Below are 14,545 nucleotides of genomic sequence, written 5' to 3' on the forward strand. Positions count from 1 at the left end.
GATGGAGAACAGTTTTTTATTGGAGAAACTCCAAGGAAATTTTCCGGCAAAGATTGTAGAAATTCCAGATGCGCATCATTTATTGACCATTCTTGTGGATGTCGAAGATATCACCGCTGTGCTGCGCTTTCTGAAGTTGGACAATGAATTACAGTTTATTCATTTAACAGATATTACTGCGGTACATTATCCGCATCTGGAGAAAGAGTTTGCTGTTGTCTATCACATTCATAGTTTGATTCACAATATCCGTATACGAGTAAAAGTGTTTTTATATGGTCCAAATCCGGAAATACCAACAGCTACGGTTGTTTGGAAAGGGGCGAATTGGATGGAGCGTGAGACGTATGATTTTTTTGGTGTAAATTTTATAGGACATCCGGATTTGAGAAGAATCCTGAATGTTGACGATATGGATGTGTTTCCGATGCGAAAGGAATATCCTTTGGAAGATCCAAATCGAGTAGATAAGAAAGATTTGTATTTCGGCCGTTAATTTATATGATATGAGCGAGTTTATAAGCAAGATAACATCTAATCAGCCAGTTTTCGAGGATAATGATCCACAGGATGAGCTAATCACCCTGAATATTGGCCCTACGCACCCTGCTACACATGGGGTATTCCAGAATGTGGTGCAGATAGATGGAGAGCGTATCGTCAGTGGTGTTTCCACTATAGGCTATATTCATCGTGCTTTTGAAAAAATTGCTGAACATAGACCCTTTTATCAGATCACTCCACTCACGGATCGTTTAAATTATTGTTCAGCACCCATTAACAATATGGGCTGGCACATGACGGTTGAAAAACTGTTGGAAATCGAAATTCCAAAGCGCGTGCAATATATGCGGGTCATTGTGATGGAGCTTGCTCGTATAGCTGACCATATCATTTGCAATGGAATTTTGGGTGTCGATACAGGGGCTTTTTCTGGTTTCTTGTATGTGATGCAGGAACGTGAATTTATCTATGAGATCTTCGAAGAAATCTGTGGCGCGCGGCTGACGACAAATATTGGTCGTATTGGCGGATTTGAACGTGATTTCAATGCTGTTGCCTTTGAGAAAATCCGTGAATTTTTGAAACGCTATCCCCCGGTATTGAAAGAGTTTGAGGAAATGTTTGTGCGTAACCGGATTTTTATAGAACGAACTTCGGGTGTCGCTGCCGTTACTCCAGAGGAGGCATTGGATTACGGTTGGTCCGGACCTATCCTAAGGGCGACAGGTGTAGACTATGATATTCGGGTACAAAACCCCTACTGTTCGTATGAAGAGTTTGATTTTGATGTGCCTGTCGGAGCAACGGGGGATGTATATGACCGATTTATGGTCCGGAACGAGGAAATGTGGCAATCACTTCGCATCATTGAGCAAGCGTTGGAAAAAATAGAGAAAGAACCTAAAGGTGTGTTTCATGCAGAGGTGCCCGATTTTTATCTGCCACCGAAAGAACAGGTTTATACCAACATGGAAGCGCTGATATATCACTTTAAAATCGTCATGGGTGAGGTAGACACACCTAAAGCTGAAGTATATCATTCGGTAGAGGGAGCAAACGGCGAACTGGGATTTTATTTGATTCATGATGGCGGACGTTCGCCCTACCGTCTTCACTTTAGACGACCTTCTTTTGTCAATTATCAAATGTTTGCTCCAATGAGCGCAGGTATGTTGATTTCTGATGCGATTTTAAATATGAGTAGTCTTAACGTTATAGCAGGAGAATTAGATGCTTAGTGTAAAACAACATAATGAAAATGTAACGTTTTCCCCAGAACTATTGGCAAAGTTTGGCGAAGTAGTGAGCCGTTATCCGGAAGGGAAGCAAAAATCAGGTCTATTACCCATTTTGCATTTGGTCCAAGCTGAATTTGGTTGGGTTAGCGCCGATGCAATGGATCAAGTAGCTGTTTATCTCCATATTTTACCTATTGAAGTCTATGAAGTTGCAACTTTCTATACGATGTTTCTGCTGGAACCCAAAGGTAAATATGTCCTGGAGATCTGCCGTACCGGCCCTTGTTGTTTAGTTGGCGCAGAGCGGATCATGGGACATTTGGAGCAAAAGCTTGGTGTAAGAGAAGGTGAAGTAACGGCGGATGGGCTTTTCTCTTGGCGTGGTGTGGAATGCCTTGCTGCCTGCGGATTTGGTCCCGTTCTACAGATCGGGCCGGAATATACCTTTTATGAGAATTTGGATGAAGCTAAGGTGGACGAATTGATTGATAATTTAAAAGCTAAAACAGAATAATATGGCACGTAAACTTTTGTTGACACATATCGATGTTCCCGGCATCAATACCTTTGAGGTTTATCGTCAAAAAGGGGGCTATGTTGCTGTTGAAAAAGTAATAAAAACAATGTCTCCCGAAGATGTGGTTGAGGAGGTGAAAAAATCTGGACTACGTGGTAGAGGTGGCGCAGGCTTTCCGACAGGAATGAAATGGTCTTTTCTGGCTAAGCCAGAGGGAGTACCGCGTTATTTGGTCTGTAATGCGGATGAGTCCGAACCGGGTACATTTAAGGACCGTTATTTGATGACACATATTCCACACGCATTGATCGAGGGGATGATTGTGTCCAGTTTTGCCCTTGGCGCAAATACATCTTATATCTATGTGCGCGGTGAAATGATGCCGCAGATCAGAATCTTGGAACGTGCCATTGCTGAAGCAAAGGAGAAAGGATTTTTAGGTAAGAATATATTGGGCTCTGGCTATGATCTGGAGATTTATGTCCAACCGGGTGGTGGTGCATATATCTGTGGCGAGGAAACTGCATTATTGGAGTCTTTGGAAGGAAAACGGGGCAACCCTCGTATCAAACCTCCGTTCCCCGCTATAGCCGGATTATATAACTGTCCGACAGTAGTGAATAACGTAGAGTCTATTGCGGCAACCGTTCCCATTATTAACTTGGGCGGAGAAGAGTACGCAAAGATCGGTGTCGAGCGTAGTACAGGGACTAAATTGATTTCAGCCAGTGGTAATATCGTTAAACCTGGTGTCTATGAAATTGAACTGGGGCTATCGGTAGAAGAATTTATCTATTCGGATGAATACTGTGGAGGTATCGCTAATGGGAAGCGGATGAAGGCTGTTGTGGCCGGTGGTTCATCAGTCCCCATTCTGCCAGCAAACCTTATCCTGAAGACAGCTGCTGGAAATAGCCGTTTGATGACTTATGAATCCTTGTCCGACGGTGGTTTTCAAACAGGGACCATGCTTGGCTCGGGTGGTTTCATCGTATTTGACGAGGACCAATGTGTTGTTCGTAATACCTGGAACTTTGCCCGGTTCTATCACCATGAAAGCTGCGGACAATGTTCGCCCTGCCGTGAAGGAACCGGATGGATGGAAAAAGTGTTGCATAAAATTGAAAGTGGACATGGCTCTATGTCCGATATTGACTTGCTTTGGGACGTACAGCGTAAGATCGAGGGAAATACAATCTGCCCATTGGGTGACGCGGCGGCTTGGCCCGTAGCTGCAGCGATCAGACACTTTAGGGATGAATTTGAATGGCATATACTACATCCGGAGGAGTCACAAACAAGAAATTATGGATTGGCGCATTATGCGGATCCACTACAACCAATTGTATCATAATAAAAGCTGTAACGATAAATTATAACTATCATGGCAGAAGCGGAAGATGTAAAGTTTAAGGTCACAATCGACGGTATACCAGTAGAGGTCGCGCCGGGGACAACCATATTGAATGCTGCAAGGCAAATTGGTGGGGACATCGTTCCACCGGCTATGTGCTATTACTCTAAACTGGAAGGGAGTGGTGGGAAGTGTCGTACTTGTTTAGTTAAGGTCTCGAAAGGCTCTGAGAAGGATCCTCGGCCGATGCCAAAACTCGTGGCCTCCTGTCGAACGACTGTTATGGATGGCATGGAAGTACAAAATATTACTTCGCCGGAGGTAGTCGAGGCCAGAAAGGGCGTCGTTGAGATTCTTTTGATCAATCATCCGCTGGATTGTCCGATTTGCGACCAAGCCGGAGAATGTAAGTTACAAGATCTAGGATATGAACATGGCAGCGCCGATACACGCTATGAGTTTGATCGCCGAACATTTGAACAAATTGATCTGGGTGACAAAATCCAATTGCATATGAACCGCTGTATCTTATGCTATCGTTGTGTTTATGTGGCCAACCAGTTGACAGATCAACGCGTACATGGTATTTTGGGCCGTGGGGATCATTCGGAGATATCTACTTATATCGAAAATATCATTGACAATGATTTTTCGGGAAACGTGATTGATGTCTGTCCGGTTGGTGCGTTGACCGATAAAACTTTCCGATTCAAAAATCGGGTCTGGTTTACAAAACCGGTAGATGCACATCGTGATTGTCCAACTTGTTCGGGCAAAGTGACATTATGGTACAAGGGCGAAGAAGTTATTCGGGTGACGGCGCGGAAAGATGAATTTGGCGAGGTGGAAGAATTTATTTGTAATACCTGTCGTTTTGACCAGAAAAAAACAAGCGATTGGATCTTGGATGAACCGACAGAAATTGATCCACAGTCTGTTATTTCTGCCAATCATTATGAACTATTTAATCCGCCAAAAGTGGTGAAGGAAAATCCGATACTTCAGCAGCAAAATCGCGAACAGCTGGCTAGAACTGAAAAATTGAAATAAGCACAAATCATGGAGTGGTCTTTTGTTATAGAAAAATTAATATTGGTGTCTGTGATCTTCGTCATTACGTTGGTAATTGCGATGTACTCAACACTTGCCGAGCGTAAAATAGCAGGTTTTATGCAGGATCGCTATGGTCCGGATCGGGCTGGTATATTTGGTCTCCTACAGCCATTGTGCGATGGTGGAAAGTTCTTCTTTAAGGAAGAGATTATTCCTGCCGGTGCACATAAGGTGCTCTTTATTGTCGGGCCGACCATTGCAATCATTACGGCCTGTATCAGTTCGGCAGTTATCCCTTGGGGACAGGAATTACAGATTGGCGATCGTATGGTCTCACTGCAGGTGGCAGATGTCAATGTTGGTATATTGTACATGTTTGGGGTCATCGCATTGGGCGTATATGGCATCATGCTGGGCGGATGGGCGTCCAATAATAAATTTTCGTTAATGGGCGCGATTCGTGCGGCATCACAAAGTATCAGTTATGAAATTGCCATGGGACTTTCCATTATCGCATTGTTGATGGTGACGCAAAGTCTCTCGCTTAAAGAAATTGTAGCCCAACAATCGGGTTTTGTCAATTGGAATATCTGGGCACAGCCCCTCGGATTTATTATTTTTATGGTCTGCGCATTTGCAGAGTGTAACCGTGTTCCATTTGATTTACCGGAATGTGAAACGGAATTGGTCGGCGGTTATCATACAGAGTATTCTTCGATGAAATTGGGCCTTTATATGTTCTCGGAATACATCAATATGTTTGTGTCCTCGGCATTGATGGCGTCACTGTATTTCGGAGGGTATAACTTCCCTTTTATGAATGACCTTGGGCTGTCTGCAAATTGGATCACAGTTATTGGTGTCATTGTATTCTTCCTGAAAATATTTGGATTTATCTTTTTCTTTATGTGGGTACGTTGGACTTTGCCACGGTTCCGTTATGATCAATTGATGAATCTGGGCTGGAAGATGCTGATTCCACTGGCCATTGCCAATATTGTACTTACAGGGGTATTCACATTGATAAAAGATACTTATTTCTCATCATAATAAGAAAGGATTTTTATGCAACTAAGCAATCGTAAGAAAGTAATCGAACAAAAACCAATGACCTTTTCGGAAAAAATTTATTTTCCGGCAATTGTCAGGGGGTTGCGGATTACATTGAGACATTTTTTTAAGAAAATCCCCACTGTCAAATATCCTGAGGAAATAAGACCTTATTCGAAGAATTTTAGGGGACAACATTCGTTAAAGCGGGATGAGGAGGGACGCGAGCGCTGTACAGCATGCGGATTATGTGCGTTGTCATGTCCTGCGGAAGCAATTACAATGACTGCTGCTGAACGTAAAAAGGGTGAAGAACACCTCTATCGTGAAGAGAAGTATGCGTCGGTTTATGAAATTAACATGTTACGTTGTATTTTCTGTGGTCTTTGTGAAGAAGCCTGTCCAAAAGAGGCCATTTATTTGGACGGCCCACATGTGACAGCAGATTACTTACGTAAGGATTTTATCTATGGGAAGGATAAGCTGGTCGAGCCGACCTTTGATATTACCAAATTAAAGAGCTAATTCAAGAAATTATGACAGTATTTTATTTAGTAGCCTTCTTGTCTATTTTCTTTGCGCTGATGACCATCTTTACGAAGAACCCCGTGCATAGTGTATTGTATCTGGTCATTACCTTTTTCACATTTACAGTGCATTACATTTTATTGAATGCTCAGTTTTTGGCTGTGGTCAATTTTATTGTCTATATGGGGGCGATCATGGTACTCTTTTTATTTGTACTTATGTTGCTCAATTTAAATAAGGATACCGAACCGATGAAGTCCAATCTGGTCAAATTTATGGGGGTAATTGCAGGCTGCTGCTTAGTGGTCACCTTTTTTGGAGTGTATCGTGTGTTTGAGATCTCCAACCCTTTGACAGTGGTTAATCCAGAAATTGGACTGGTAAAAAATCTGGGCAAGGTATTGTTTAACGAATTTTTGCTTCCTTTTGAGCTGTCTTCTTTATTATTATTGACAGCCATGATCGGAGCGATATTATTAGCTAAGAAAGAACCTAAACAAATCTAATGGAAACAGTTGTTCAACAGTTGCAGGGCGTACCAATAAATCATTATTTGATTTTTTGCACTATTATTTTTGCTATTGGTGTGGTCGGTGTGCTTATCCGTCGTAACGTAATCATTATTATGATGTCCATCGAATTAATGCTTAACGCTGTCAACCTGCTGTTAGCAGCTTTTTCGGTGCAGCATGGTGATTCATCAGGGCAGGTGTTTGTCTTCTTCATTATGGCTCTTGCGGCTGCGGAAGTCGCAGTCGGCCTGGCTATTATTATTATGGTATATCGGAATACGAAGTCTGTGGATATCGATTCCTTAAATAAACTTCGTTGGTAGAACTTAAGAAATAAATACGATGAGTGAATTAATTTGGTTGATTCCCCTTTTGCCCTTGATCGGGTTTATAGTGAATGGATTGGGCAGAAATGCATTTTCCAAAGGTATGATCGGCGCTTTGGGCAGTGCCGTGGTGCTTATTTCTTTTATCTGCAGTTGCGTCCTTTTTTCTGAAGTATATCAATCAAGACAGGCGGGCCAGGCAGGAATTATCGAACAACATGTATTTGACTGGATCTCTGTAGGAAATCTCAAAATAAGTCTTTCCTTTTTAGTGGATCCATTAAGTGCAATTATGTTGTTGATTGTCACTGGTATTGGTTTCTTGATCCATATTTATTCCATTGGGTATATGCATCACGATAAGGGATTTGGTAAGTTTTTCGCCTACTTGAATCTATTTATCTTCTTCATGCTGTTGTTGGTGTTGGGTGCTAACTATCTGGTCATGTTTATTGGCTGGGAAGGTGTAGGCCTCTGTTCTTACCTGCTCATTGGATTTTGGTATAAAAACACTTCGTATGCAAATGCTGCGAAAAAAGCATTTGTGATGAATAGAATTGGTGATCTAGGATTCTTGTTGGCGGTATTTCTGATATTGGGAACTTTTGGTTCTCTCGAATTTTCTACGGTATTTGCGGGGGCGAAGAATTTTGCTGCAGGCGACATCGCTGTCGTGAGCATCACCATATTGCTCTTTATCGCCGCAACGGGTAAATCAGCACAAATTCCCTTGTTTACTTGGCTACCGGATGCTATGGCTGGCCCTACTCCTGTATCGGCCTTGATACACGCCGCGACCATGGTGACAGCAGGTATCTATATGATCGCACGGTCAAATGTATTATTCGTACTTTCACCGATTACCCTACAACTGATTTCCATCATTGCAATTTGTACCGCCTTGCTGGCCGCAGCTATCGCATTAACACAAAATGATATTAAGAAAGTACTGGCTTATTCGACAGTTTCACAATTGGGCTATATGTTTCTCGGCCTTGGTGTAGGCGCTTTTACAGGGGCATTCTTTCATGTATTGACCCATGCATTCTTTAAAGCTTTACTCTTTCTCGGTGCCGGATCAGTGATTCATGGGATGAGTGATGAACAAGATATGCGTAAAATGGGTGGATTGAAGAAAGCAATGCCGATCACTTATATGACCATGCTTATTGGAACGATTGCAATCGCGGGTATTCCACCGTTTTCCGGATTTTTCTCCAAAGATGAGATATTAGCTCATGCTTTTGCAGCCAATCCACTCTTATGGGGCCTCGGATTTTTGGGCGCGTTAATGACAGCTTTCTATATGTTCAGAATGCTATTTATGACGTTCTCTGGTACGTTCAGGGGCACGGACGATCAAAAACATCACCTGCATGAATCACCCAAGAGTATGACTGTCCCTTTAATGGTATTAGCAGTGCTTTCTGTTGTTGGTGGAGCGATCAATTTACCGGCAGCGCTAGGTGGAAACCACTGGCTGGAAGATTTTCTGGCACCGGTATTTGCCGAAGGAAAGGCATTGGTGCCTGCTGCACATCATTTGGAGCATAGCACCGAATATATGCTGATGGCGGTTTCTGTAGTCGGTGTACTCATTATGGTTGCCCTTGCTTACAATATTTACGTCAAACGTCAGCAGACACCTGAGGGAGATGAAGTTCCGCGTGGTTTTCTGGCAAATCTTTCCTATCATAAATTTTATGTGGATGAACTATATGATGCGGTTATTGTACGTCCGATCAACTGGCTGTCGAGTTTCTTTGGCAATGTGGTGGATCAACGTGGGATCGACGGGATCGTCAATGGCGCTGGTAAAGCGACATTTGATACTGGAAAAGTGCTCCGCCTGTTGCAAAATGGAAATGTTGGCTTTTATTTATTGATGATGGTAATTGGAGTGATTGCTATTTTCATTTATGGATTTTTGAGTCTTTAATATTTAGTATAATCGATGGATAACCTTTTTCTACTTATTTTATTGCCGTTAATAAGCGCATTGATTTTAGCGCTATTAAAGACTAATGCCGCAAAGTTAATCGCGTTGATTTTATCACTAGTGTCGCTGGCATTGACTATTCCGTTCCTGTGTCAATTTGACCCAAATGGCGGAATGCAATTTGAAAAAAATTGGGCGTGGATTTCGGCATTACATATTCATTTTCACCTCGGGATAGATGGGATTAGTTTACCGTTGATCTTGTTGACCAATGGATTGATGCCCTTTATTATTGCAACTACTTTTGCTAAAAACTATAAAGGTAATTTTTATGCCTTGATGGCATTTATGCAGGCGGGATTACTGCTTGTATTTATGGCATTGGATGCTTTTACATTTTATGTTGGTTGGGAGATCGCGTTGATTCCGATTTATTTTATCTGCGCGCTTTGGGGCGAAGGTGACCGTATCCGGGTTAATCTAAAGTTTTTCATTTATACCTTTCTGGGAAGCCTTCTGATGTTGATCGGGATTCTTTATCTCTATCAGCAAGTGCCTAACCATGATTTTGAGTGGACTTCCTTTATCGCGTTGGAGTTGGAAGATAATACACAGCGTTGGTTATTTTGGGCATTTTTTATTGCGTTTGCGATTAAGATTCCCATTTTTCCATTTCATACCTGGCAACCCAATACCTACACAAATGCTCCGGCGGCAGGCACGATGTTATTAGCTGGTATTATGCTGAAAATGGGGGTATATGGTTTGATGCGCTGGCTATTGCCGGTGGTTCCTACGGGAGTAGCATTGTATGGACAATTTGCAATGATCCTATGTGTCATCGGAATTGTGTATGCTTCTATCATTGCCATAAAACAGGATGACGCCAAGCGGTTGATCGCCTATTCCTCTATTGCACACGTTGGGCTGATCAGTGCGGGGGTTTTCTCTTGGAATACGAATGGCCTAAGTGGGGCGACGATACAAATGTTAAATCATGGTATTTCAGTTGTCGGTCTTTTTTATGTGCTGGATATTGTACAGCAGCGTACACAGACACGACGCCTGTCTGAGCTTGGCGGAATAGCAAGCAAAGCGCCAAAACTGGCCATATTTTTCATGATTATCTGTATGGGCGCTGTGGGATTGCCATTAACAAATGGTTTTATTGGTGAGTTTCTGCTGTTGAAAGGTGTATTTCAATATGGATTCTGGTTTGCAGTTTTTGCCGGATTAACGCTGATATTAGGGGCTGTGTATATGCTTCGTCTTTATCAGCAGACGATGTTGGGAGAAACAACGGACAGGACGATACAGTTTGAGGATGTAAAAGGACGAGAGATCCTTGTATTGGGTTTGATCTCTTTGTTGATTCTCTATATCGGTATATTCCCGAATTTCCTATTGAATCTTTCTGCGGGTTCTGTGGAAGTTTTAAGTACATTTTTAGGCAGATAAATAGATATATCAAATTGTATGGGAGCTATAATTACACTTTCAATATTAGCATTAGTTGTTCTTTATCTTGGTTTGTTCAAGGCAAAAACACTGCTTCTACCTGTTTCTATCCTTGGATTCTTGGTTGCCATTGGTTTCTTGTTGAACGACTGGACAATTGACAAGGGACCACTTTTTAGCGGGATGGTCCATTTTGATCATTATGCGATTGCTTTTTCGGTCTTATGTATTGCTGTTACGTTGTGTATATTTATTATCTCAAAGGGCTATTTTGATGAAGGTGGGCAAGTGGCGGAATATTATTCATTATTGATATTTTCATTGACAGGAGCTGTTCTGGTAAGCAGCTATCATAATTTTTCCATGCTCTTTTTGGGTATTGAAATCATGTCTGTCGCACTTTATATTTTGGTAGGTATCCGTAAACGGGATAAAGCGTCAAATGAGGCGGCACTGAAATACTTTTTGATGGGGGCATTTTCCACCGGATTTTTGTTATTTGGGATCGCTTTATTGTATGGAGCGACAGGTTCATTTGATTTGGAGGAGATAAAAGCATATGTTGTAAGCAACCCCAATACGATCTCACCTTTATTTTACGGTGGTATCTTATTGCTGATTGTTGGTCTCACCTTTAAAGTTGGTGCGGCACCATTTCACTTTTGGACACCGGATGTCTATGATGGAGCGCCTATCCTGATCACAAGTTATATGAGTACTGTCGTCAAAGTGGCTTCTTTTGCGGGATTATTACGGTTGTTTAGCTACAGTTTACTTCCTTTACAAGATTTTTGGACACCAGTATTCCTGATCATCGCGATTATTACCTTGTTTGTCGGAAATATTTCCGCTGTCATGCAATCTTCTTTCAAGCGTATGCTGGCGTACTCCAGTATTTCTCACGCAGGTTACATGCTGTTCGCCATTATAGCGGTCGGGGCTACTTCAGCCAATAGTATTTTCGCTTATGGGCTAGCGTATTCACTTGCGACAATTGTTGCGTTTACTGGGTTGATCCTTGTCAAGAAGACAACGGGATCAGAGCATTTTGAAGCATTTAACGGATTAGGAAAACGAAATCCAATGTTGGCATTTGCAATCACTGTAGCCATGCTTTCACTTGCAGGTATTCCATTAACCGCAGGGTTTATTGGTAAGTTTATGATGTTCTCATCAGTCATGGAGAACTACCATATTGTGTTGTTGGTATTAGCGGTTATCAATGCCGCTATCGCAGTCTATTATTATTTGAAAGTAGTGGTTGCGATGTATTTTAGAGACAGCGAAGAATCCTGTGTAAATGTGCAATGGAATTATTCATTCATTCTATTGCTTGCGGTTGGATTGACCATCCTTATCGGCGTATATCCAGACTGCCTTTTAAAGTTAATATAAAATTTCTGTTAAAATACTTGTTGTTTATTAAAGCATAGCGATATCGTTATGCTTTTTTTATATTTATTGGTATAACTCTTGAATACAAATTGTATATTGTAAAAAAGAAATCCTATCAGTTTGAAGATGGTGTTTAAAGTGTGTGTTAAATCTTTTTCAATAAGCTTTTTTAGTGTGTTAGTATTCCTGCTGTTCGGGGGGGAAGTGGTTGCGCAAGAATTTCTTCGCGGTAAGGTTGTTGATGCACAGACGGGCAAGGGAATTGCACGTGTATCGATAAACTGGGTCGGCGAGGAGGGAGGAGGTATCAGCGATACGCTTGGCTACTTTAAGATTCAGGATATAAAACAACATCGGCAATTGACATTTGGGGCAGTGGGATATGAGCGAAGGACGATAGACGTACACCGGGGCGCTGATACGTTGATGACTGTTCGGTTGACGTCGAAAGACAATACGCTGGATATGGTTGTCATCAATCGAAAAAATAGGAAACCAAAGGATCCTGCGATTGCGCTGATAGAACAGGTCATTGCCCATCGTCCGCAAAATCATTATACCCGTATTCCCGAGATCCGTTTTGATGAGTACGAGAAGACGCAATTTGGCTTTGTGAACCCAGAAGATAAAGCAAAAAAAGTTCCAAAGCCTTTTCGGTTTCTTTTTGAAAATATTGACTCGACGGTATTTCGGGGCGTAACGATAGCTCCCTTCTACATGGAAGAAAATTATGCAAACGTCTATTCATCGCATGATCCTAACCGGAGTAAAAAGATTGTCACTAGCCACAATCAGACAGAACTAAATCCCCGTTTTTTCAATAACGACAATTGGCAGACCCGTTTCCAGACCATACTTCGGAATGTCGATCTCTACGAGAATAATATACAGATCGCAAATAAGGGGATTTTGAGTCCGATCGCCACAGGCGCCACCGCCTTTTATAAATACCATATAGAGGATACCGTCCAGATAGCTGGTAAAGACTATATCGAACTTCATTTTGAGGGTAAATCCAAGATTGATTTACTTTTCTACGGTGTTCTCCTTATCTCAGACGATACGCGGTTTGCTGTTCAACAGGCCACATTGAATATTGGGAAGGCGGCAAATATCAACTGGATCAATGATGTACAGATCGATTTAGGCTACAGCGAATTTAAAAACGGTAGTATGATTCCGGTACATACCGATTTAAAGATATTGTTTGGTGCAAGTAAATCGGATGTTTTATATGGACGTAGGGAAACGAAATACCTAGGACACCGGACAGACTCGATCTCGAATGATAACTTTGCGGGTGTGCCCGTTGAAAAAAGATACCTGCTTCAATCCGCGGCAAAGGTTCCGATGATTCAAGTCAGACCTGCACCGCTGAGCAAAGCTGAATTGGAGGCCTACCAGAAAGTGGATTCCGTTCAGAATATGCGCTCCTTCAACCAGTTGGTTGCTTTGGGTTACCTATTGGCAAAGGGATATTACAATGCCGGCAAATTTGAGTTCGGACCGTTGGAGTACCTCTATAGCCGGAATAATTATGAAGGTAACCGTATCCGGCTGAGTGGCCGGACGACACGCCTGTTTTCCGAAAAGGCATTTATAGAAGGGTATGCCGCGTATGGCGATAAAGACAAGGAGATAAAATATTATCTAAGTACAGCATTTACCCTAAATGGCGAGCGTATTGTCCAGTTTCCAGCAAACTACCTGCGCTTTACTGTACAGCACGATGTCATGGAGCCCGGTCGTAATCTAGGCTTTCTAAAAGGCGACGGATTTTTCCGATCTTTTGGAAAGAATAGGCCAAATAAATGGCAATTTAACGATTTCTACCGTCTTGATCATCTGATTGAGTTTGGTAACCATGTGAGTATCGGCACAGCATTTACTCATACCCGCAGACAGCCAAGGGGTGATTTATTTTACATCAATACGCTACCCAGCCCCGATACCATCCGTAGGGTAAATACAAACGATCTACAAGTCATCCTACGCTGGGCTCCAAACGAGGATTTTACCTACCATAACCTGGATCGTGGTACAGTGGAAAATAAATACCCGATTTTTACACTTCAATATAACAGGGGACTGAAAGGCTTTTGGGGAGCAGATTATAGTTATGATGCCTTACGGTTCAGTGTGTTCAAACGGATGTTTTTATCTCCGGCCGGACAGGCAGATTTTGAGTTTTCCGGAGGAAGGATCTGGGGTAAACATTTGCCGTATACCCTATTGGAGCTCCCCGATGTCTCCAAAGATAAAGCAGGGCCGCTGGTCAACTTTGATTTGATGGCCACTTCAGAGTTTGCATCTGACCAGTTTTTAAAATTGACCTATCATCATAACTGGAACGGGTTTTTCTTTAATAGAATCCCTTTGTTCAGAAAACTGAAATGGCGTGAACTGACAGGTTTTAAAGCTTTTTATGGAAAACTGAGCGATGTCAATAATCCTTTCGTAACGCCTGAAAATATTCAATTTGAAGCCGATAAAAATGGTATTGTCCAAACAAAAGCCCTGCGCAATAAACCCTATGTTGAAGGTTTGGTCGGTGTGGATAATATCTTTAAATTGCTTAGATTAGAGTATAAAAAGAGATTGAGCTACAAAGGTGGAGAAGGGGTGCCTTCAGATACCTTTACAGCATCCATACATTTTAATTTTTAGCTTT

General features: G+C 42.0%; 13 protein-coding genes. All 13 read left to right on the forward strand.

The features are described 5' to 3' along the window. Nucleotide 1: 1 nt before the first annotated feature. The 13 genes from B4G94_RS20310 to B4G94_RS20370 all read left to right on the forward strand — a co-directional run bounded on the left by B4G94_RS20310 (nucleotide 2) and on the right by B4G94_RS20370 (nucleotide 14,541). Complete coding sequence (locus B4G94_RS20310) at nucleotides 2–496, forward strand: NADH-quinone oxidoreductase subunit C (RefSeq protein ID WP_108634598.1); 495 nt, start codon at nucleotides 2–4, stop codon at nucleotides 494–496. 10 nt (nucleotides 497–506) lie between these two features. Further along, a complete protein-coding gene (locus B4G94_RS20315) occupies nucleotides 507–1,742 on the forward strand; it encodes an NADH-quinone oxidoreductase subunit D (RefSeq protein WP_181390567.1) in 1,236 nt (411 codons plus the stop codon). After that, on the forward strand, nucleotides 1,735–2,256 hold the full coding sequence (gene nuoE / locus B4G94_RS20320; protein WP_286861487.1) for a complex I 24 kDa subunit family protein: 522 nt from the start codon (nucleotides 1,735–1,737) through the stop codon (nucleotides 2,254–2,256). Before B4G94_RS20315 ends, nuoE begins: the two co-directional genes overlap by 8 nt. A 1-nt stretch (nucleotide 2,257) precedes the next feature. After that, nucleotides 2,258–3,613 (forward strand): NADH-quinone oxidoreductase subunit NuoF, encoded by a 1,356-nt coding sequence (nuoF, locus tag B4G94_RS20325; RefSeq protein ID WP_286861490.1) that lies wholly within the window; start codon nucleotides 2,258–2,260, stop codon nucleotides 3,611–3,613. 30 nt (nucleotides 3,614–3,643) lie between these two features. Further along, complete coding sequence (locus tag B4G94_RS20330) at nucleotides 3,644–4,663, forward strand: 2Fe-2S iron-sulfur cluster-binding protein (RefSeq protein WP_104383488.1); 1,020 nt, start codon at nucleotides 3,644–3,646, stop codon at nucleotides 4,661–4,663. A gap of 9 nt (nucleotides 4,664–4,672) precedes the next feature. Then, nucleotides 4,673–5,716: an NADH-quinone oxidoreductase subunit NuoH gene (gene nuoH, locus B4G94_RS20335; RefSeq protein ID WP_108634601.1), complete on the forward strand. Its 1,044-nt coding sequence runs from the start codon at nucleotides 4,673–4,675 to the stop codon at nucleotides 5,714–5,716. A gap of 15 nt (nucleotides 5,717–5,731) precedes the next feature. Beyond that, complete coding sequence (locus tag B4G94_RS20340) at nucleotides 5,732–6,241, forward strand: NuoI/complex I 23 kDa subunit family protein (RefSeq protein ID WP_108634602.1); 510 nt, start codon at nucleotides 5,732–5,734, stop codon at nucleotides 6,239–6,241. An 11-nt stretch (nucleotides 6,242–6,252) separates the two neighbouring features. After that, entirely contained in the window at nucleotides 6,253–6,750 is a 498-nt protein-coding gene (locus B4G94_RS20345) for an NADH-quinone oxidoreductase subunit J (protein ID WP_108634603.1), read from the forward strand. Continuing rightward, a complete protein-coding gene (gene nuoK / locus B4G94_RS20350; RefSeq protein WP_108634604.1) occupies nucleotides 6,750–7,079 on the forward strand; it encodes an NADH-quinone oxidoreductase subunit NuoK in 330 nt (109 codons plus the stop codon). The genes B4G94_RS20345 and nuoK overlap by 1 nt, the downstream gene beginning before the upstream one ends. A 19-nt stretch (nucleotides 7,080–7,098) precedes the next feature. Next, complete coding sequence (gene nuoL, locus B4G94_RS20355; protein WP_286861496.1) at nucleotides 7,099–9,021, forward strand: NADH-quinone oxidoreductase subunit L; 1,923 nt, start codon at nucleotides 7,099–7,101, stop codon at nucleotides 9,019–9,021. Nucleotides 9,022–9,036: 15 nt separating this feature from the next. Next, nucleotides 9,037–10,479 (forward strand): complex I subunit 4 family protein, encoded by a 1,443-nt coding sequence (locus B4G94_RS20360; protein ID WP_108634606.1) that lies wholly within the window; start codon nucleotides 9,037–9,039, stop codon nucleotides 10,477–10,479. Between the two features lie 18 nt (nucleotides 10,480–10,497). Then, nucleotides 10,498–11,874, forward strand: a complete 1,377-nt coding sequence (locus tag B4G94_RS20365) for an NADH-quinone oxidoreductase subunit N (RefSeq protein WP_286861499.1) — start codon at nucleotides 10,498–10,500, stop codon at nucleotides 11,872–11,874. Nucleotides 11,875–12,048: 174 nt separating this feature from the next. Continuing rightward, on the forward strand, nucleotides 12,049–14,541 hold the full coding sequence (locus tag B4G94_RS20370; protein ID WP_286861501.1) for a DUF5686 family protein: 2,493 nt from the start codon (nucleotides 12,049–12,051) through the stop codon (nucleotides 14,539–14,541). Nucleotides 14,542–14,545: the final 4 nt, after the last annotated feature.

This window comes from Sphingobacterium sp. UBA7625 (genome assembly GCF_002484085.1).
GTDB lineage: Bacteria > Bacteroidota > Bacteroidia > Sphingobacteriales > Sphingobacteriaceae > Sphingobacterium > Sphingobacterium athyrii.

What these genes read in the sequence shown, in the direction of transcription:
- B4G94_RS20315 (WP_181390567.1), top strand. Translation starts at nt 507, where the DNA reads ATGAGCGAGTTTATAAGCAAGATAACATCTAATCAGCCAGTTTTCGAG.
- B4G94_RS20360 (WP_108634606.1), top strand. Translation starts at nt 9,037, where the DNA reads ATGGATAACCTTTTTCTACTTATTTTATTGCCGTTAATAAGCGCATTG.
- B4G94_RS20345 (WP_108634603.1), top strand. Translation starts at nt 6,253, where the DNA reads ATGACAGTATTTTATTTAGTAGCCTTCTTGTCTATTTTCTTTGCGCTG.
- nuoK (WP_108634604.1), top strand. Translation starts at nt 6,750, where the DNA reads ATGGAAACAGTTGTTCAACAGTTGCAGGGCGTACCAATAAATCATTAT.
- nuoL (WP_286861496.1), top strand. Translation starts at nt 7,099, where the DNA reads ATGAGTGAATTAATTTGGTTGATTCCCCTTTTGCCCTTGATCGGGTTT.
- B4G94_RS20340 (WP_108634602.1), top strand. Translation starts at nt 5,732, where the DNA reads ATGCAACTAAGCAATCGTAAGAAAGTAATCGAACAAAAACCAATGACC.
- B4G94_RS20310 (WP_108634598.1), top strand. Translation starts at nt 2, where the DNA reads ATGGAGAACAGTTTTTTATTGGAGAAACTCCAAGGAAATTTTCCGGCA.
- B4G94_RS20330 (WP_104383488.1), top strand. Translation starts at nt 3,644, where the DNA reads ATGGCAGAAGCGGAAGATGTAAAGTTTAAGGTCACAATCGACGGTATA.
- B4G94_RS20365 (WP_286861499.1), top strand. Translation starts at nt 10,498, where the DNA reads ATGGGAGCTATAATTACACTTTCAATATTAGCATTAGTTGTTCTTTAT.
- nuoH (WP_108634601.1), top strand. Translation starts at nt 4,673, where the DNA reads ATGGAGTGGTCTTTTGTTATAGAAAAATTAATATTGGTGTCTGTGATC.
- nuoE (WP_286861487.1), top strand. Translation starts at nt 1,735, where the DNA reads ATGCTTAGTGTAAAACAACATAATGAAAATGTAACGTTTTCCCCAGAA.
- nuoF (WP_286861490.1), top strand. Translation starts at nt 2,258, where the DNA reads ATGGCACGTAAACTTTTGTTGACACATATCGATGTTCCCGGCATCAAT.